The 21,427-nt window shown below is 42.5% G+C and carries 14 protein-coding genes; 4 read left to right on the top strand and 10 right to left on the bottom strand.

Features of this window, described 5'->3' with window-relative positions; genetic code table 11:
* Nucleotides 1–12: 12 nt before the first annotated feature.
* The gene (gene aroA, locus GT641_RS00340) at nucleotides 13–1,284 is read left to right on the top strand and encodes a 3-phosphoshikimate 1-carboxyvinyltransferase (RefSeq protein ID WP_119962927.1); all 1,272 of its coding nucleotides are present in this window, start codon (nucleotides 13–15) and stop codon (nucleotides 1,282–1,284) included.
* A 626-nt stretch (nucleotides 1,285–1,910) separates the two neighbouring features.
* Here aroA and queA read toward each other — a convergent pair.
* The 8 genes from queA to GT641_RS00305 all read right to left on the bottom strand — a co-directional run bounded on the left by queA (nucleotide 1,911) and on the right by GT641_RS00305 (nucleotide 11,593).
* Nucleotides 1,911–2,936 carry a tRNA preQ1(34) S-adenosylmethionine ribosyltransferase-isomerase QueA gene (queA, locus tag GT641_RS00335; RefSeq protein WP_044945243.1) on the bottom strand — a complete coding sequence of 342 codons (1,026 nt, stop codon included), beginning with the start codon at nucleotides 2,934–2,936 and terminating at the stop codon, nucleotides 1,911–1,913.
* Between the two features lie 204 nt (nucleotides 2,937–3,140).
* Entirely contained in the window at nucleotides 3,141–3,815 is a 675-nt protein-coding gene (locus tag GT641_RS00330; RefSeq protein WP_008401284.1) for a hypothetical protein, read from the bottom strand.
* 237 nt (nucleotides 3,816–4,052) lie between these two features.
* Nucleotides 4,053–4,430, bottom strand: coding sequence for a hypothetical protein (locus GT641_RS12920; RefSeq protein ID WP_008401283.1), 378 nt, complete (start codon nucleotides 4,428–4,430; stop codon nucleotides 4,053–4,055).
* Between the two features lie 142 nt (nucleotides 4,431–4,572).
* Nucleotides 4,573–7,002 carry a phenylalanine--tRNA ligase subunit beta gene (pheT, locus tag GT641_RS00325; RefSeq protein ID WP_008401281.1) on the bottom strand — a complete coding sequence of 810 codons (2,430 nt, stop codon included), beginning with the start codon at nucleotides 7,000–7,002 and terminating at the stop codon, nucleotides 4,573–4,575.
* Between the two features lie 24 nt (nucleotides 7,003–7,026).
* A complete protein-coding gene (gene pheS / locus GT641_RS00320; RefSeq protein ID WP_008401280.1) occupies nucleotides 7,027–8,046 on the bottom strand; it encodes a phenylalanine--tRNA ligase subunit alpha in 1,020 nt (339 codons plus the stop codon).
* Nucleotides 8,047–8,407: 361 nt separating this feature from the next.
* On the bottom strand, nucleotides 8,408–8,956 hold the full coding sequence (locus tag GT641_RS00315; RefSeq protein WP_049941089.1) for a type II secretion system protein: 549 nt from the start codon (nucleotides 8,954–8,956) through the stop codon (nucleotides 8,408–8,410).
* Nucleotides 8,957–9,042: 86 nt separating this feature from the next.
* Nucleotides 9,043–9,966 (bottom strand): YihY/virulence factor BrkB family protein, encoded by a 924-nt coding sequence (locus tag GT641_RS00310; RefSeq protein WP_161116546.1) that lies wholly within the window; start codon nucleotides 9,964–9,966, stop codon nucleotides 9,043–9,045.
* Entirely contained in the window at nucleotides 9,947–11,593 is a 1,647-nt protein-coding gene (locus tag GT641_RS00305) for a SpoIID/LytB domain-containing protein (RefSeq protein ID WP_161116545.1), read from the bottom strand. The genes GT641_RS00310 and GT641_RS00305 overlap by 20 nt, the downstream gene beginning before the upstream one ends.
* 429 nt (nucleotides 11,594–12,022) lie before the next feature.
* Between GT641_RS00305 and GT641_RS00300 the strand changes: the two genes are divergently transcribed.
* The 3 genes from GT641_RS00300 to GT641_RS00290 are packed head-to-tail and all read left to right on the top strand — an operon-like array spanning nucleotide 12,023 to nucleotide 14,917.
* Nucleotides 12,023–12,643 (top strand): hypothetical protein, encoded by a 621-nt coding sequence (locus GT641_RS00300; RefSeq protein WP_161116544.1) that lies wholly within the window; start codon nucleotides 12,023–12,025, stop codon nucleotides 12,641–12,643.
* A 40-nt stretch (nucleotides 12,644–12,683) separates the two neighbouring features.
* Nucleotides 12,684–13,637, top strand: coding sequence for a phosphatidylglycerol lysyltransferase domain-containing protein (locus tag GT641_RS00295; protein WP_008401274.1), 954 nt, complete (start codon nucleotides 12,684–12,686; stop codon nucleotides 13,635–13,637).
* A gap of 44 nt (nucleotides 13,638–13,681) precedes the next feature.
* Nucleotides 13,682–14,917 (top strand): 6-phosphofructokinase, encoded by a 1,236-nt coding sequence (locus GT641_RS00290; protein WP_119962925.1) that lies wholly within the window; start codon nucleotides 13,682–13,684, stop codon nucleotides 14,915–14,917.
* A 371-nt stretch (nucleotides 14,918–15,288) separates the two neighbouring features.
* Here the strand turns inward: GT641_RS00290 and GT641_RS00285 are convergent, their stop codons facing one another.
* The gene (locus GT641_RS00285) at nucleotides 15,289–16,854 is read right to left on the bottom strand and encodes a glutamate synthase subunit beta (RefSeq protein ID WP_119962924.1); all 1,566 of its coding nucleotides are present in this window, start codon (nucleotides 16,852–16,854) and stop codon (nucleotides 15,289–15,291) included.
* 2 nt (nucleotides 16,855–16,856) lie between these two features.
* Entirely contained in the window at nucleotides 16,857–21,404 is a 4,548-nt protein-coding gene (gene gltB / locus GT641_RS00280) for a glutamate synthase large subunit (RefSeq protein WP_008401271.1), read from the bottom strand.
* Nucleotides 21,405–21,427 lie beyond the last annotated feature (23 nt).

Here is a 21,427-nt window from a genome sequence, read left to right as displayed (position 1 = left end):
AGGTAATACATTATGATATTTTCCAGAAGAACAGGATTAAAAGGAACCCTTACGATCCCCGGAGATAAATCCATCTCCCACCGTTCGATCATGCTTGGATCACTGGCAGATGGTATAACCGAAGTACATGGATTCTTAAACGGTGCAGACTGCATTTCTTCTATGAACTGTTTCCGCGAAATGGGTGTAACGATCGACCACAATGGGGATACCGTTATAATTCACGGTAAAGGGCTTCATGGTTTGCAGGCTCCGAAAGAAACACTCGATGTCGGTAACAGCGGAACAACTACCAGACTGATGTCCGGAATTCTTGCGGCACAGAATTTCAAGAGCCGCGTGATCGGTGATGCATCGATCTGCCGCCGCCCAATGAAACGGATCATGACCCCGCTCTCTCTGATGGGCGCTGATATCGTGAGCGAAAACGGAAACGACTGTGCGCCGCTTCTGATCACCGGAAAGCCATTACATGGCATCCACTACGATTCACCGGTTGCTTCGGCACAAGTCAAATCTTGTATTCTTCTTGCCGGACTGTATGCCGACGGCGAAACCAGTGTAACCGAACCATATGTATCCAGAAATCATACGGAGCTGATGTTTGATGCTTTCGGTGTCGATATCAAGACCTCCGGCACAACCGCAACTGTAAAACCTGCGGATAAATTATACGGTCAGAAGATCATGATCCCGGGAGACATCTCCTCGGCGGCTTACTTTATCGCAGCCGGACTTATCACACCGGATTCCTGTATCACGATCAAGAATGTGGGTATCAACAATACCCGCGACGGAATATTAGAGGTTGTAAAAATGATGGGAGGTACGATCACCTACGACCGGCTGGATCAGCCTGGTGAACCTTCTGCCGATATCACTGTACAAACATCAGATTTAAAAGGTTGTGTGATCCAAGGCTCTCTGATTCCGAAGTTGATCGACGAGATTCCGATCATTGCCATCATGGCATGCTTCGCAAAAGGCCAGACCGTTATCAAAGATGCACAGGAACTGAAGGTGAAGGAATCAAACCGGATCGATGTTATGGTGAGAAATCTTTCCGCTATGGGCGCAGATATTACTGCTACCGATGATGGCATGATCATCCATGGCGGCAAGCCGCTTCACGGCGCTGTCATCGACAGCCATCTCGATCACCGGATCGCCATGAGCTTTGCCATTGCCGGACTTAACGCCGACGGCGACACAGAGATCCTTGGCAGCGACTGCGTAAATATCTCCTACCCGACCTTCTATCAGGATCTCGCCGGGCTGAGATAAATAATCCTCGGACGCTGGGATGAATGTATCAACATTTCTGATAGGGAATTACAAAAAAATCCTGCTGCCCTGCTATGTCAAAAGACAAGCAAGTTTTCTATTCGGTTCGCACATTTATTAGTCAGCAGTCGCCCAAACTCACCCTTACGGGTTCAAACATGGGCTTGGTGCTGACAATTCGTGCAAACCTCATAACGAAAACTTCGCTTATGTCTTTTGTACATAGCAGGGCAGCAGGATTTTTATTGTAATTTCCTTATATAATATCTCGATATAACTCATCCCAGCGTCCGACAGTTTCAAATCGCTGCAATACAGAAGTTCTGTAAAATACCTTGTGGCTCATCTGATTGGCGAATTAATTTTGACCTGAAGCTGTGCATAAAAATATTGCCGGGTTGTTATATACACAAGACATTAGTTGTATTTTCGTTATGAGTTTTGCACTAGCTGTCAGCATCAAGCCCATGTCTGAACCCGTAAGGGTGAGTTTGGGCGGCTGCTGACAAATCAGCGTGCGAACCGAATAGAAAATATACTTGTCTTTGTATATAACCATCCCGGCAGTAGTATTTATGTGCAGCTCAGGTTATAACTAAATATCAATCAGATGAGCGCAAGGTATTTTACAGAATCAACATGGCATCGCCGAAGGAGAAGAAACGATAGCGTTCTTCCACGGCTACCTTATAGGCTTCGAGAATCTTCTCGCGGCTGTAAAGGGCTGATACCAACATCAGCAACGTGGATTCCGGCAGATGAAAGTTCGTGATCAATCCATCGATGGCTTTGAACTTATAACCCGGATAGATGAAGATATCTGTCCAGCCGCTGCAAGCCCGAAGCATACCGTTTTCATCAGCTACTGTTTCCAATGTTCTCGTACTGGTCGTTCCTACTGCAATGATACGACCGCCATTTTTCTTTGTCTCATTTATTGTCTCTGCTGCTTTCTCATCGATCACATAGAATTCTGAATGCATATGATGATCCAGAATGTTGTCCTCTTTTACCGGACGGAATGTTCCAAGTCCGACATGAAGGGTTACATGTGCAATCTTGATGCCTTTTGCCTTGATCTCCTCTAAAAGCTCCTTTGTAAAATGAAGTCCGGCTGTCGGTGCTGCCGCAGAACCTTCATGCTCTGCATAGACCGTCTGATAACGGTTCTTATCTTCCAGTTTATGTGTGATATATGGCGGAAGCGGCATTTGTCCAAGTTCATCCAAAATCTCCTCAAAGATTCCCTCATATTCAAACCGAACGATACGGTTTCCTTCTTCCACAATATCGATGACTTCACCAACCAGTTTGCCGCCACCAAAGATGATCCTTGCGCCGACTCTGGCTTTCTTTCCCGGCTTTACAAGCGTCTCCCATGTACAATCATCCAAACGCTTCAATAACAGCACCTCGATAGCTGCTCCTGTTCCTTCTTTCTCACCGATCAGTCTGGCAGGAATCACCTTTGTATCATTAATAACCAGACAGTCGCCTTCTTTCAGATATGATATTACATCATAAAAATGTTTATGTTCGATGGTTCCTTCTTCTCTGTCTAAAACCATTAATCTTGAATTATCACGCTTTAAGAGTGGGTCCTGTGCGATCAACTCCTGAGGCAGATCATAGTAAAAATCTGATAACTGCATTTTCTTATCCTCCTTAAAACTCAACTATGATAATGCCACGTTTTATGTCTAAATGCAAGGAAGAAAATGAAGCAGCCAGCCTTAGTGAGAGTGCTTTTTACTTTATAGAACGAACTTTCCTATATAGCAAAAATCCGGATACAGCAATTCTGCCATATCCGGACTTCTACTAAAATATACATGTTATCTGTTCTGCTTATGTCTTTATCCTATGATTGCCTTGATTTCAGCTTCACTCATTTCGGTTACATCCATGATCTGCTCCAAGGAATAGCCTTTCTTATGCATTTTCAGGATAATACCAGCTCTTTCTTCCGACCTTCCAACAGCCTTGCCTCGTGCTTCGCCTATCGCTATTCCAGCGGCTTCGCCCTTTGCATATCCCATTTCCTCTACGCCTTCACTCAGATTGCACATGATCTTCACCCCATCTCTTATACCGCGTCTCTCTACCGGTATATCATACTCCTGTTTCATAAGCTTCAATTTTTGTTCTGCCGTCATTGTCTGCGACGCTTCCAGATTGATGATCATTTTTGCCAGTCCATCCCTCATCCGCACATAGAAAATGATGTCAAAACACACCTTGCCCTCATCGATCTCGGAACTTTCTGTGTTCAGCCCGACAATCCGTTCACCGGTTCCGGCATCTACCATTTCTTTGTTCGTTAGTCCGGGTTCTACCGGAACCTGACTGATATACGGTTCGCCCTCGATCAGCGAAGCAACCATATCTGCATCCATACCTTTAAATTCTTCTACTAACCTGATCAGTATATGCGCCAATATGATCTTCTGTCCAAGCAAGCGCTTGGCACTGGCATCATACTGTGCTTTCTGATATGTCGCATCAGCGGAATATACTAATTCATTATCCATGTTCCATCTTCTTTCCTGACAGAACAGAATAACATGCGTATTTTTTTGCTTAGTATATTGCCGCCATCTCTCCAAATTTGATTGTAACGGATATCAAAGGGGAAAACAAGTTTAACCATAAAAAATCCGGATACAGCATCTCATATCAAATAAAATATAACAAAACCCCTGTCTGCTATAGATTCATATATTTCTCATATCCATAACAGGCAAGGGTTTTATAAATTTATTTTCTAATTATTTTATCTTCCATGTCTTTACATATCCAATGGATTTCTTTTTCATCTGTTTCTTTAAAGCTATCTTTATCATATTGGCAAATGCCTCTCCACCAAGGGATACTACGGTATAACCTTCCAGTTCTGACGGAATATTCAAGACTGCCTTTCCTTCCACAATCTTCAACATAAGACCGCCTTCAACACCCTTTACAATCTCTATGGTCTTCTTTTCTTTATCCAGTATGCGATACTGATAATATCGATTCTCCGTTGTATAAATCGTATCAGTCTCTTCTGCATGCACTTCAGATACCGTAGATATCGTTCCCTGATTTTCAAATAATTCCCCGATCATCCCTGCTGCCATGACAAGCACCATAGCTACTGCCATCATTTGTAACTTTCTTTTTCCTATCTTCTCTCCTTCTTATCCCTATAACCAAAAGGGTCTGAACAATCTGATATACCAAACCGGAGAATACCTGCATTACAAATATCCTCCGGTTCATAATACCAGAATTATCTAAACCTGTAAATTAAGCTCTGAGTTCAATACCAAGCTTTCCTAATTCTTTTACAAGCTTCTCAATGATCTTATCGACTTCTCCGGCCTCTAAGGTTCTGTCTTTTGCACGGAAAGTCATCGTGTAAGCAACAGACTTCTTACCGGCTGCGATCTGCTCGCCTTCATATACATCAAAGAGCTTATAGCTTTCAAGCAGCTTGCCGCCACACTTCTTGATCAGTTCTTCTACCTGACCGACAAAGATGCTCTTATCCATAACCATACTCAAGTCTCTGGTACTTCCAGGGAACTTTGCAATACCTTCATACTTGATATCAAAGGACGACAGTGCTACGACATTTGGCATATCGAGAACTGCTACATATACCTCACCCTTTAAGTTATAGTTATCACAGGTTTCCGGATGAAGCTGACCGAGATAACCAACAACGGTATCGTCCTTTACGATATTTGCCTGACGACCCGGATGCAAGAACGGATGCTCTGTTGTAGGAACATAGGTACAGATATTCTTCATACCAAGGTTATCGAATAACTCCTCGATCACACCCTTTAAGTTGAAGAAATCACCCTCGCCGTACATACCGATCGTGAGCTTCATACGTTCTTCCGGAAGCTCTGTCAGTGGAAGCTGCTTTGGAAGATATACATTTCCGAACTCGTACAGACGTGCAACCTTATTCTTACGATTGAAGTTCGTTGCAAGAGAAGTCAGCATACCATTTAAGGATACCGTTCTCATGATACTGAAATCCTCTCCCAGCGGATTTGCGATCGTGATCGCCTTTCTGTAGACAGAATCAGCAGGAAGCAGTAATTTGTCAAATACCTTCGGGCTTTCAAATGAATAGCACATACCGCCGGAGAATCCGTTCCCTTCCAGAATGTTTCTTGCAATGTCATAGATTCTGTGGCTGTATGGCTTCTTACCTACGGTAGCTTCACCCTTTGGAAGTGACATCGGAATCTTATCATATCCATAGAAACGGGCAACTTCTTCTGCCAGATCTGCCATGCAGTTTAAATCCTGACGGAAGGTTGGAACAGTAAGTGTCTTTGCTGCTTCATCATATGTTAATTCCAGCTTGCCGAATATATCAAGCATAGTCTTTTCATCAATATCGGTACCAAGAAGCTTGTTGATCTTTTCAGGCTCAAATGGAAGCACTTTAGGCTGTACAGGATCCGGATATACATCAACCATACCGCCAACAACTTCACCTGCACCCATTTCTTCGATCAACTGGCATGCACGGTTGATTGCTTCTTCTGCAAGGTTTGGATCCAGTCCCTTTGTGAACTTGAATGCAGCATCCGTTGCAAGTCCGAGTCTTCTGGATGACAGACGGATATTGGTTCCGTCGAAGCATGCTGCTTCAAATAATAAGGTCCGGATATCATCTGTTACCATGGAGTTCTCACCACCCATGATACCTGCGATACCAACTTCTTTTTCTCCGTCACAGATCATCAGGACATCCTTATCCAGCTTTCTCTCCTGACCATCGAGTGTCACAAATGTATCGCCATCCTTTGCACGTCTGACAATGATCTTATTTCCTGCGATCGTAGACAGATCATACGCATGCATTGGCTGTCCGTATTCTTCCATTACATAGTTTGTGATATCAACCAGATTGTTGATCGAACGGATTCCCTGTGAAGCAAGTCTCTCTCTCATCCATTTTGGTGATGGGCCAATCTTTAAGTTCTTTACAACTCTTGCGCAGTAACGCTTACACAGATCTGTGTCCTGTACTTCTACAGATACATAGTTATTTACATCTTCGTCATTTCCTGTTTCCTTGATCACCGGTGGGTAGAACGGCTTGTCAAATGTAACAGCAGCCTCTCTTGCCATACCGATCATGGAGAAGCAGTCTACACGGTTTGATGTGATCTCATATTCTACAACGACATCATCCAGACCCAGTGCCTTTACTGCATCGTCACCCGGCTTTACATCTGCTTCCGCAGGAAATACATAGACACCGTTTTCCGGTGCTTCCGGATACAGCTCTCTGGATGATCCCAGCTCCTCGATCGCACACATCATACCATAAGATGGCACACCACGAAGCTTGCCCTTCTTGATCTTGATTCCATCAGCAGGAAGCTCCCCGCCATCGTGTCCGCCTGCTACTTTACCACCGTCAAGTACGGTAGGAACCAGATCTCCTTCTTTTACATTTGGTGCTCCGGTTACGATCTGAAGCAGCTCATCTGCTCCGATATCGACCTGACATACAACCAGCTTGTCAGCATCCGGATGCTTTTCTATCTTAACGATCTTACCAACTACGATCTTTTCAAGATTCTTGTCTTTTTTCTCAAAACCTTCTACATGTGAACCGGAAAGTGTCATTGCATCGACAAATTCCTGTGCCTCTACATCAAGATCAGGCACATATACTTTTATCCATGAAAGTGGTGTATTCATTTTTCTATCTCCTTTTCCTGTTTTTTAGAACTGCTGTAAGAAACGTACATCGTTTTCGTAAAGAAGACGCATATCGTCGATTTCGTATTTTAACAGTGCTACACGCTCCAGACCGATACCAAATGCAAATCCTGAATATTCCTCCGGATCAATGCCACAGTCATGAAGTACCTTTGGATGAACCATACCACAGCCAAGGATCTCGATCCAGCCGCTTCCCTTACATACACGACAGCCCTTTCCGCCACATTTGAAACAGGTTACATCCATCTCTGCTGATGGCTCTGTGAATGGGAAATGATGTGGACGGAACTTAACCTTTGTGTTTTCACCGAAGAATTCCTTTGCCCACTGCTGTAAGGTTCCCTTTAAGTCAGCCATCGTAATGTTCTTATCGATAACCAGACCTTCTACCTGATGGAAGGATGGTGAATGTGTTGCATCTACTTCATCAGCTCTGAATACTCGTCCCGGTGAAAGAATACGGATCGGAAGGTTGCCCTTCTCCATGATTCTTGCCTGTACCGGAGATGTCTGTGTACGGAGCAGGATATCCTTTGTGATATAGAAGGTATCCTGTTCATCCTTTGCAGGATGATTTGCAGGGATATTTAATAATTCGAAATTATATCTATCATATTCAACTTCAGGGCCTTCTACGATCTCATAGCCCATACCGATGAATACACGTTCCAGATCTTCAAGAGCGATCTGATTCGGATGTCTGTGTCCATCGATCTTCTTGATTCCCGGAAGGGTAACGTCGATCGTTTCGCGCTTCATCTTCTCTGCACGAAGTGACTGATTGATCTTCTTTGACTTTTCCTCTAAGGCTGTCTCAATCGCCTGTCTTGCTTCATTTACCATCTGTCCAACCTTTGGTCGATCTTCAGGTGCTACATCTTTCATACCCTTTAATACCTGGGTCAGTTCACCTTTCTTTCCGAGTACAGATACTTTTACATCATTTAAGGATGTCAGTACATCTGCTTCATTGATCTTGGCAAGTGCTGCTGCTTTGATTGCCTCTAATCTGTCTTTCATCTTTCATTCTCCTTAAATTAAAATAAATTAAAAATAAAAAAAGCCCCAGTCCACAAAGGGACGGAGCAACCGCGATACCACCCTGATTCTGACACCCGGTCTTCCCGGAACTGCCAGCACTCATTCTATGTTATAACGGTCATAACCCGTTATCTCCTACGCTTCCTTTTAAGGAATCCTCAGAGATAAAACTCGGATGTGAAATTAAATGAAATATGGTGCTCGACCAGGCTTCCAGCCGATGACCCGGTCTCTCTGTCAGACATATCCCATCTTTTGCATCTTCAACGTCTTCTCTTCCATCCGCTTATAGTCAGGATGGTTAAAACTATACTTAAATATAGCACATTTTTAATATGTGTCAATAACTTTCTTCAACGACCCATTCATTATCTGTTACAGAAAATGTAAGCTTCGCTCTCAGATTTCCTTTGTCGTCTGATAACATGATAACCGACTGTACACCTGTATCCGGGTCGGATGCAACGGCACCGCCGTTTTCTGAAAGCGCGATCTGAAGCGGAACTCCCTGATTATAGAGTGTAATACTTCCCATTCCAAGCGATGTAAACATCTGTTTAAAATACTTCGCCTTATCTGCCGCAGGCATATCTACGAAGTTGCCGGCATTATCCTTACAGATGATCGTCCCTGTACCGGAGCCGTCATCCGTCGAACCGGAATATGTGACAGCACGAACGGCATACCCTGCTTCATTTGCTTCGATCGCCATATTTACAACTGCCTTTTGCAGCTCGGATGCCGTATCCAGATATACCTGTAATCTGGATTTCTTGATATATTTAATAAGCGCCGGAGCAAGTGCTCCTGCAAGAATAGCCATGATCGCAATTACAATGATCAGTTCAACCAGTGAAAAGCCTTCATTTTGTAAGAATCTTTTTTTCATTTTTTCTCCTCTCATCGAATTCAAATTCCCCATTCATTTATACGCTTAGTATATTTCTCTCATCCATATTTTTCAATATTTTTCTGCTATTTTTTTTCTTTTCCCGAGAATTTTTTCTGAATCTGATCCCTGAGCTTAATAAAAATATCCCGTATACTATCCCTGAAGAACAGATTTAATTCAGCACCCAGCAGCAGGATATACATACATATATATAACCAGAGCATAGCGATTACCATACTTCCAAGGTTCCCATACATATAAGTATTGATTCCAAAATAAGTAAGATAGGAAGAAAACGCTGCTGATAACAGAACCCAGCATACGGTTGTAAATACCGCCCCCGGTATTGCTGTCTTAAGGCGCAGGTGATTATCCGACAAACGACAGTATATCAGCAGAATAACGGCAAATACCAATACCGGTGCGGTTAACAGTCTCGAATAGAAAAATACCTTTTCTGAATAATCCACCCAGTTCGTCTTTGCCAGTATATCTTCCATGATCGTATTTCCCAGAACATATACACCTGCCAGTGCGATCAGCATAACGCAGAAAATTAACGTATATAATGCATTTGTCAGTCTTCTTAATATATAATTCTTAGTATCCTTTGTCCGATCCATAAAATTGAGTCCCCGTTCGATCGCCATCGTTCCCTTTGCTGCCGACCAGATTGCTACAATCGCTGATATGATCATTGTCATCCCAACCTGAGCACTATAGATCTCATCCACCATATAACTGAGCATATTCGCCATATCACCGGGAATGATTTCTTCTATCAATGCCACAAATTCTGCCTGAGTCACCGGCAAAAATCGTATACCGATCAGGAGCATCATGGCAAATGGAAAAAATGAAAGCAGTAAAAAGAAAGCTGCCTGTGCCGCAAACGCAGACAACTGATTGTCTTTGTTAATTCCCATCACTCCCTGAACCATCCGGACAATAGCAATATTCTGAACTCTGTCTATCACCCCTGTGACCTTATTCCTGTATTTTTTCATCTGTTACAAATCCTGTCTCATTTATTTTTTTTATTTCTGCTCCATAAAAATAATGCAGCAGAATCTTCTCATATTTATAGCCCTTTTTCGCAAGATCGTTTGCTCCGTTCTGGCTCATTCCGACACCATGGCCAAAACCGCCGCCATATAGATGATACGCCCCTTCTTTGTCCTTTTCGATATAAAAATATGCACTTGGCAACAACGACCATCCGCTCACTCTGCTCTCATCCTGTTTTACAATTTCGACTTCAAACGGATATAATACCTGCCGGATCGCCATCTGGCCATCAACCTTTACAGCACCCTGTTTTCCGTATATTACCATACTTTGTGCGATTCCGCTATTTCCTCTTTCTGTTATTATGATATTTTTTATCGTCCCAAGAATCTCTTCTGCTTCCTGCCCCGCAAATTCGGTTATTGCATCCGATTCATTCCCCTCTTTATCATAAAAAGTAAGAGAACCGGCAGCCACCTGCGGAAGCCCCTGTGACACAGCTGACTGCATCTGCTCTTTACTATAGTCTATCGACCAGCGATACATCGGTTCTTCTTTTTCAATACTATTCACATATATCTTCTTATCTATAAAATCACGAAAAACCTCCTCTGTAGACAGTCTTCCATCCCCGATCTGAAAATATCCATGATCAAGCATAACAGGTGTACTATTTAGCTTTGCTTCGGTCTCTGCATAAGTCTCCAACTGATCGTTCAGATATGACAATTTATCTCCTCCCCATACATCATCATTTCTGCATGTGGTTCCGCATGAAGTAGAAAAAAAATATGCCTGCACCATATCGCCATCGCAAGTGAGCACTTCACCTGCAGTCTCCTGTACCGCCTCTATCGTTTCCGGTGTTTCAAATATATTGTTATATACCTGACAGGCTGTCGTATCATCAAGATCGGCACCATACTTTTCATATGCATGATCTCGGATTCTGTTTACCGCATAACTTCTGGCACAGATTGCCTGTGCCTTTAATGCCTCCTTCTCATAGGAAGATGGCATCTCACTGGATACAACCGCATACAGGTACTCTTCCAGATCAATCTCATTTGTAACGATATACCCTTCCTTTTTCTGTATGTGTATAGTCCCGTGATAGGATGGCGTTCCGTCTGATTTTTCAAAATTTTTAAGTACGATCCGGTCAGAAGCGGTCTCAGGCTCCACCGTGATATAGTCAAATGTATTCTCCTCAGCAAATGCCGCTACATCAAATACATCATTTCTCTTATACGAGATGGTCTTCTTTCCGTCCACATTTACATTATATGTTCCGGCACAGCTGATGCTCACCGTATCCTGTAGATAGACTCCATGATTCGACAACAGTACCTTCACCTGTTCCGGCACCACAGGTTTTATTTCTGCTTCTTTTTTCTCATCCTGTCCGTTCTTCTTTTTTGTATCTGTCTCTTTACTTTTTTTATCCGCATGCTCTGCCGCCGTCTGCGTACGTTCTCTTATATTCGAAAATATACTGATATCCGCCCGTGAAAAAATATCATCCACATCCGTTTTCTCGCTTACTGCCATCTTTGCCGCATACAGGGTACCCACAACCAACAGGCATGTTATGCATAATGTAATAAATTTGATTAATTTTTTCATATATTCTCCATTTTTCGGGTATACTTTAACACAGAAAAAGCAGCATCTTAGATGCTGCTCTTTATCTTTCGTATAAAACTGAAATGCGTTCCTGCATTTTGAGTCCTAGCCAATGCTAGGTGGGCAACCGCAACTGAATCTCTGTCTTCCACGTATTAAAGAGGCATGACATCACAAGCAGCAATATAGGAATCCCTTTTATTCAAATGTAGGTTCAAAATCGCAAGAAGCTTAGTACATCTCAGCTTTAACGTAATTATACTATAGGCCTTTTTTACATGCAATACCTAAAATTTGAATAATGGTTTCTTTTTTTCAGTCAGAAGAATTGAAAAAACCTTTATCCCTGTAGTATAATGCATCTAAGTATGAAAATTTCTACTGTTTTTTACAAGGCAGGGATTAATAAAATATGGCAGGTAAACCGATATGAGTAAAACAATATTGACAATTATATTTGGCATCCTATTGCTTCTGGTTTTTATTTTTCTGATTATCTGGACAATCAGCTCTTCCGGGAAAAAGGTATCAACGACACGCAGCAAACGATCTGCCGCCGCCAAACGGAATCTTGAAAATGATCTTTTTGACGAAATTGATGATATTGACGAAAGCATGGGATACTGGTACAACAAAGAAGATATGGCCGATGCCGATGAGATCATGAAAATCCGGTATCAACACTATTTCAACAAATTAGATGAATGTATTCGTGATCTGGTTATCGAGATGTACGACTGCGGTCTTGTGCGAACAGAGGAACTATATTCCATCGCCTATGGTCAGGATGCTCTGACTCCCGATTCCGTTGTTTACCGGATCTCGGATGATTCCGGCGAAGACGAATCCAACGTCCATGCATCCCTCTCTCTCCCACCGGTTTCTGATGAAGCTCAGCGTAAAATATATGAAAAATGGAGCGGATATGTAAATGAACTTCTGGAAATGGTAGATATAGAGACCTCCGATGACAACAAAAAAGCAATCATTGACGGACTGATGACCTACGGAAGAAAGAATCTCCGCACACTGCTTTACAGTCCGGAATAAAATTAATCAGAATTATAAATCATTAGAAAGATATATAAAAATGGAACTTATTAAACCAAATTTATCGCAACTTGACATTTTAAACCGCTATTTGAAAGGAAGCAGCATTAAAGATTGCGGCTTCTGTACCGGCAATGCAATTCTATGGGCAGAAGAATACCATGTCTCTTATGTAATTCTTTCAGAAATGCTTGTTTTTATAGCTGAAGAAGATGGCAAACCTTCTTCTTTTACCTTTCCGATCGGCATTGGTACAGATTTTATAAAAGATATACAGAACCCGGATTATCTGCTGAATGCGCGTTCTGTATTTGATGAAGTCTGTACCTATTTTCATGCTCAGGGTGTTACACCATGTGTACACTGTGCTACACCGGAAATCTATGAAATTATCACAGGCTGGTATGGAAAGGAATTCCCTTACACACTGGATCCCGGTGATTTTGACTATATCTATACGGTAGAAAAGCTCACATATCTCCGTGGCAAAAAGCTGCACGGCAAACGTAATCATATCAATAATTTCATGCGTAATTACCCGGACTATGAATATTACACGATCACGGACGAACACATAGATGCATGTCTTGCGATCGCCAGATATTGGGTGGAAAAACACGATGTCCTACAGCCTGAGCTTGCCGAAGAACATGCTTATGAATATAATATTATCCGAAAAGCCCTGTCAAACAGGAGAAAAATGCAGATGACAGGCGGAATCATATACGTCAATCACATTCCTTCTGCATTCACACTGGGCGAGCCCTTGACCAATGATACTTTTGATGTACATTTTGAGAAAGCGGACGACAGCATTGACGGCATCTATCCTATGATCAACAAAACATTTGTTGCAAACGAACTTCAAAATTACACATATGTAAACAGAGAAGAGGATCTGGGACTTCCCGGGCTTCGCAAATCCAAAATGTCTTATGTTCCTGACATTTTATACAAAAAAGGAATCATTACCCTAACCGGTCTCTATGATTAGAAAACGGTTTTTAATTTTATTACACAAAAGAATGGAGAATCAAAATGAAAAAAGAAAATTGCATCGTAGCTCAATCCGGCGGTCCAACCGCTGCCATCAACGCTTCTCTTGCCGGAGTGATCGATGGAGTAAAAAAATCCGGCAGCTTCACCCGTATCTACGGTTCTCTCCACGGCATAACCGGAGTACTTGAAAATAATCTGATGGATATGTCTCTGATGGCTCTTTCTCATTTCCCGATGTTAAATACCCTCGAACTGACACCTGCCATGTATCTCGGTTCTTGCCGATATAAGCTTCCGGACTACGATAAAGATCCTGTGCCTTATGAACAGATCTTTGAACGTTTTGAAGAATACGGAATTGCAGCATTTTTCTATATTGGTGGAAATGATTCTATGGATACGGTTATGAAACTCAGTGCATATGCAGAAAGTATTCATTCTGATGTCAGGATCGTCGGTATACCAAAGACGATTGACAACGATCTATATGCAACCGACCATACCCCGGGCTTTGGCTCTGCTGCCAAATATGTAGCTTCCACCATGCTTGAGATTGCACACGACGCTTATATCTATAAGATTCCGGCTGTTATCATCGTAGAAATAATGGGGCGCGATGCAGGATGGCTCACAGCATCCTCTGCACTTGCCAGAACAACTTACAGTCAGGCACCGGATCTCATCTATCTGCCGGAAGTCGCATTCTCAAAAGAGCAGTTCTTAAAAGATGTAAAAAACAAGCTTACCAAACAAAAAACGGTTATCGTAGCTGTCTCAGAAGGAATCCACGATGCTGATGGCAATTATATCAGTTCTGATTCTGCAGTTGCTGACAAATTCGGTCATGCACAGCTAAGTGGTGCCGGAAAAGCCTTAGAATATCTTGTACGTGATGAAATCGGTGTAAAAGTTCGTTCAATCGAATTAAATGTATTGCAGCGCTGTGCAGGTCACATTGCTTCCAGAACAGATATCACAGAATCCTTTGCTCTCGGGCAGGCCGCAGTCAAATATGCCGCTGAAGGTAAGACCGGTATCATGGTTACGATCAATCGTATCTCCAATGATCCATATCAATGGGTGATCCAGTCGGCTGATGTATCAAAGATCGCAAATGAAGCAAAGTCCGTACCATCAGAGTGGATCCATCCGGATGGAAATGATGTCACAGACGAGATGATCGACTATCTCCGTCCTTTGATCATCGGTGAAATATCCCTCCAGTATAAAGACGGACTTCCAGTTTATCTCCCGGTCGACCATTTATTACATTAAATTTATATATGAATAACAAAGAAACAGTAAAATATCAATATACACAAAGCGAATAAAACTTTTTTGTTCATATCGCACAAATGCACACTTTATGTCAAAAAAAAATTACTTTATATTTTCAAATAGTTGTTTTTATGGTCATAATTTGTTCATAATTATCCGATACTATATAGACAGTTCTTAATTCATAATTTTTTTCTTTGTTGTTGAAGATATTAGATAAGCCCTTTTCTTTTCGAGAAGGGCTTATTTAAATTTATAATAACAGTCAGTCCGGCTCCTGCTCCGGGCACACAACAAAAAGCTCTCCTTCGGATAACAGACTATTACAAGCCTGCTTCTCAAAAGAGAGCTTTTCCCTTTATTTTATGTTACATAAGATTCGTATATCCAACCAGCATGGAATCAACCGCAACCGCTGCCTCTCTGCCCTCATGGATCGCCCATACGACCAGAGACTGTCCTCTGTGCATGTCACCGGCAACAAATACCTTAGGAACATTTGTTGCATAAGACTTCGGACATGCAGTCTTTACATTAGTACGCTCATTTAATTCTACACCAAAGCTGTCTGCTACGTACTTCTGGCTTCCAAGGAATCCTGCCGCGATCAAAACCACTTCACAGTCAATCACATATTCGCTGTCAGGTACTTCTGTCATATTCATACGACCGGTTTTTGGATCTTTCTGCCAGTCAAGCTTTACGCATTTTGCTCCTTTGACATTTCCATCCTTATCCTTTATAAACTCTTTAACTGTTGTCTCATAGATACGAGGATCATGTCCGTATACTGCGATCGCTTCCTGCTGACCATAATCTGTCTTGCAGACTCTAGGCCATTCCGGCCATGGATTATTCTCCGCCCTCTGATCCGGAAGCTTCGGCATCATCTCGAGCTGTGTGACACTCTTTGCCCCTTCTCTGACAGCCGTTCCTACACAATCATTACCGGTATCACCACCACCAATGACCAGAACATTTTTTCCCTTGCAGTTCACGAACTGTTTATCTGCAAACTTCGAATTTCGAAGGCTCATTGTGGTTGTCTTCAAGAAATCTACCGCAAAATAGATTCCCTTCGCATCTCTGCCTGCTGCCTTGATATCTCTCGGATTAGAAGCACCACAGGCAAGTACGATAGCGTCATATTCCTTTAACAGATCTTCCGCCTTTACATACTTCTGATTTGGATTCTTCAGGTATCCTGTTATCTGATCATCCTTTGGATAAGGTGCCTTCGCCGAAGATTTTCCGGTTGCTACTTCTGTATTTAATACGAAACGGATACCTCGTTTCTCCATATATGCAATCTTGCGGTCGATCACTTCTTTTTCAAGCTTCATATTCGGAATACCGTACATTAACAGTCCACCAGGTCTGTCACTTCTCTCATATACAGTAACCTCATGCCCGCGGCTGATCAACATATCTGCCACAGCAAGTCCGGACGGGCCGGAGCCTATCACTGCAACCTTTTTATCTGTTTTTCCTTTTGGAGGCTGATCATTTACCAGACCATTTGCATAAGCATATTCAATAATCGCACGTTCATTCTCTCTTACCGATACCGGATCTCCGTTAATGTTACAGGTACAGGCTTTCTCGCAGAGAGCTGGACATACACGGCTGGTAAATTCAGGGAAATTATTGGTCTTGCTCAGTCTCGCATAAGCATGCTCCCAGTTATCGTTATAGATCATATCGTTCCATTCCGGTATCAGATTATTCAACGGACAACCGGATGCCATACCGCCGATCATCATTCCTGCCTGACAGAACGGGACACCACAGTCCATACATCTGGCAGCCTGGATCTTCTGCTCTTCAAGACTTAAAGGTATATGGAACTCATTGAAATTCTTAATTCTTTCTTCCGGAGCGATCTCTATACTGGTTTCTCTTTCATACTCTAAAAATCCCGTTGGCTTTCCCATATCTATTTACCTCCATTTTTAATCCTGTAAAATGCTTCTATCGTTGCCTGCTCACTGTTCAGACCTTTTTCTTCCAATGCGACAATCGTGTTCATCATCTTTTCGTAATCCTTTGGAATGATCTTCTTGAATTTTGGAAGATATTCATCGAACTTATCCAAAATCCGTTTTCCTACCTCTGAATTTGTATAATTTACATGATCCATGATCATCTGCTTTAATTCACCGATCTCGTATTTATCGGTTACGGCCTCGACATGAATCATTCCCTTATTCAGGCGCTTATACAGATCATTCTCTATATCCAATACATATGCGATACCACCGCTCATACCTGCGGCAAAATTCTTTCCGGTGCGTCCAAGAACTACTACCTTACCGCCTGTCATATACTCGCATCCATGGTCACCGACGCCCTCTACAACTGCAGTTGCACCGGAGTTACGAACAGCAAATCTTTCACCGGCTACACCATTGATATATGCTTTACCGCTGGTTGCTCCATAAAGTGCTACGTTACCGATGATGATATTATCTTCATGGACAAATCTGGCAGATCGTGGTGGATATACGATCAGCTTACCACCGGAAAGTCCTTTTCCGAAATAATCATTGCTGTCACCAACAAGCTCCAGCGTCAGTCCCTTCGGTACAAATGCACCAAAGCTCTGTCCACCCGCGCCATTGCATTTTACAAGGTAGGAATCATCCTCCAAAGTCTCTCCATAACGTTTTGTAATCTCTGATCCAAATATCGTACCAACGGAACGATCCGTGTTTGTAACATCGATCTCGATGCTCTTCTTCTGTCCTTTTTCAAGGGCAGGTCCAAGCTTCTTTAACAGAACACGCATATCGATCGTCTTCTCCAGCTGGAAGTCATATGGATGCTTCTCGTTATATTTTATCTTATTCTGAGGTGCATCAATATATGGATTATTGATGATAAGTGACAGATCAACATTTCTGTCCTCTGCGCCCTTACCTGCATATAACAGATCGGAACGTCCTACCAGCTCATCCACAGTTCTGACACCAAGCTTCGACATATATTCACGAAGCTCCTCTGCGATAAATTTCATAAAGTTAATAACATATTCCGGTTTGCCCTTAAATCTCTTACGAAGCTCCGGATTCTGTGTAGCAATACCAACCGGACAGGTATCCAGATTACACACTCTCATCATTACACAGCCCATTGTTACCAGTGGAGCTGTCGCAAATCCGAATTCTTCTGCGCCAAGCATCGCCGCGATAGCAACATCACGTCCGGTCATCAGCTTACCATCTGTCTCCAGAATAACTTTATTACGAAGATCATTCTTGATCAATGTCTGGTGTGTCTCTGCCAGACCAAGCTCCCAAGGAAGTCCTGCATAATGAATAGAGTTATTGGGTGCCGCACCGGTACCTCCATCATAACCGGAGATCAGGATAACCTGTGCTCCTGCCTTTGCTACACCGGCTGCAACTGTACCAACACCGGCTTCTGATACCAGCTTTACAGAAATTCTTGCATCCCGGTTTGCATTCTTACAATCATAGATCAACTGTGCCAGATCCTCGATCGAATAGATATCATGATGAGGTGGTGGTGAGATCAGGCTGACACCCGGAGTTGACAATCTGGTCTTTGCGATCCAAGGATATACCTTGCCTCCCGGAAGATGTCCACCTTCACCGGGTTTTGCTCCCTGCGCCATCTTAATCTGAATCTCTTTTGCACTGACCAAATATCTGGATGTAACACCGAATCGTCCCGAAGCTACCTGTTTGATAGCTGAACAACGATTCTTGCCATCTTTTCCTATCGTTAATCGTTCAATGGACTCTCCACCCTCACCGGAATTGGATTTGCCTCCGATCGTATTCATTGCGATCGCCATGCACTCATGTGCTTCCTGTGAGATAGAACCATAACTCATAGCTCCTGTCTTGAATCGTTTTACGATTGATTCAACCGGCTCTACTTCTTCCATTGGAATCGGATTCTCTGCATATTTGAATTCCATCAGGCCTCTCAGATGGAATGGTTTTGTCTCATCTTCCAGACATGCGGTGTACTGCTTGAACAGGTTATAATCACCACGTCTGGTTGCCTGCTGTAACAGGTAGATCGTCTGTGGGTTATACAGATGTTCTTCCTTGCCACTTCTGAACTTGTGTGCACCGATACTTGTCAGTGCGAGGTTAGTATCCAAACCAAGCGGATCAAATGCTGATGAATGAAGAGCATCTACCGTCTCCTCGATCTCTTTGATACCAGAACCGCCTACACAGCTTACTGTATTAGTAAAGTATCTGTCGACTACTTCTTTTGAAAGTCCGATACATTCAAAAATCTGTGATCCCATGTATGACTGGATCGTTGATACACCCATCTTGGATGCGATCTTTACAATACCATGCATGATCGCTGCATTGTAATCATCAACAGCCGCATTGAAATCTTTGTTTAACAGGTGACTGTCAACCATCTGCTTGATCGTCTCGATCGCCAGATATGGGTTAACCGCACACGCACCATAACCAAGCAGCGTTGCAAAATGATGAACATTTCTAGGATCGGCACTCTCAAGGATGATTGCAACCGATGTACGCTTTTTTGTTCTTACCAGATGCTTCTGCATAGCCGAAACAGCTAATAATGAAGGAATCGCAACATGAGTTTCATCTACGCCACGGTCTGATAAGATCAGAATATTCACACCGTCACGATACAACTTGTCTGCTTCTACAAACAATCGATCCAAAGCTTTTTCGAGTGATGTATTCTTATAATAAAGAATCGGAAGAACGCCAACCTTAAGTCCCTCTACCTTCATATTCTTGATCTTTAAAAGATCTGTATTTGTAAGGATCGGATTATGGATTTTTAATACATGACAGTTCTCCGGCTTCTCTTCCAGAATATTTCCATCCTTTCCGAGATATACGGAAGTCGATGTTACGATCTCCTCACGAATCGCATCAATTGGAGGATTTGTTACCTGTGCAAATAACTGTTTAAAGTAATTAAACAATGGCTTGTGGCTGTTTGATAATACTGCAAGCGGAGTATCAGTTCCCATTGCACTGATTGCCTCTGCTCCTTTTTCAGCCATTGGATAGATTGTATTTTTAAAATCTTCAAATGTATAACCAAATGCGGTCTGGAGTTTTGCACGCTCTTCATCTGTATATTCTTCTACACGAATATTCGGTATCTTAAGATCATTTAAATGAACCAGATTACTGTCAAGCCATTCACCATATGGCTTTGCTTTTGCATATTTCTCCTTGATCTCATCATCTGATATCAATCTTCCGTTCACTGTATCGACTAACAACATACGTCCCGGTCTCAGACGGTCTTTTTTCACAATCTTAGATGGATCGACCTCTAACACACCAACTTCAGATGAAAGGATCAAATAATCATCATCTGTTATATAATATCTGGAAGGTCTGAGTCCGTTACGGTCAAGCACTGCACCCATGATATCTCCATCTGTGAACAGGATCGATGCAGGTCCGTCCCATGGCTCCATCATTGTTGCATAATACTGATAGAAATCTTTCTTCTCCTGGCTCATAAATCGATCATTTTCCCATGGTTCAGGGATCGTGATCATAACTGCCAGCGGAAGCGGAATACCATTTAATACAAGGAATTCAAGACAGTTATCCAGTCTTGCGGAATCGGAACCATTTGGATCAAGTACAGGCATAACCTTGTACATCTCGTCCTGCATGATCGTAGATTCCATTGTCTCTTCTCTGGCGATCATCTTATCTTCATTTCCACGAATCGTATTGATCTCACCATTATGGCAGAGATAACGATACGGATGTGCCCGAAGCCAGCTAGGAGTTGTATTCGTGGAGAATCTCGAATGTACAAGTCCGATCGCTGATTCATAATCCGGATCCTGAAGGTCGTTATAGAACTTACGAAGTTCTCCAACTAAGAACATACCTTTATATACGATCGTTTTACTGGAAAGTGATGGTACATAGGTATCATCATTACTTTCTTCAAATATTCTTCTGACAAAGTAAAGCTTTCGGTCAAAATCAAGTCCCGTTTTCACGCTGTCAGGTCTCTTGATAAATGCCTGCATAATGCACGGCATAACATCAACAGCCTTCTTTCCAAGAATTCCCGGAGTAGTCGGAACCATTCTCCAACACAGGAACTCAAGTCCCTCTTTCTCGACAATAACCTCAAACATCTTCATTGCCTGTTTTCTTGGCAGTTCATCCTGCGGAAAGAAAAACATACCAATACCATAATCACGTTCTTTACCCAGATCATATCCGAGCTCCGCAACTGCTTTCTTAAAAAATTTATGTGAAATCTGAAGAAGGATACCTACACCATCACCGGTTTTTCCTTCTGCGTCTTTTCCTGCTCTGTGTTCCAGATTTTCAACAATCTTTAACGCATTATTTACGGTTTCATGTGTCTTAATGCCTTTGATATTAACAACGGCACCGATACCACAGTTATCATGTTCGTATTCTTCACTGTATAACCCTGGATTTACTACGTTTCTGTTATCTTCCATGCTCGTTTTCCTTTCCAACTTAT

This window comes from Clostridium sp. BIOML-A1 (assembly GCF_009874105.1).
Classification (GTDB): Bacteria; Bacillota; Clostridia; order Lachnospirales; family Lachnospiraceae; genus Coprococcus.
The sequence above is the reverse complement of the archived record's forward strand: the minus strand, read 5'-3'. Positions and strand labels throughout refer to the sequence as shown.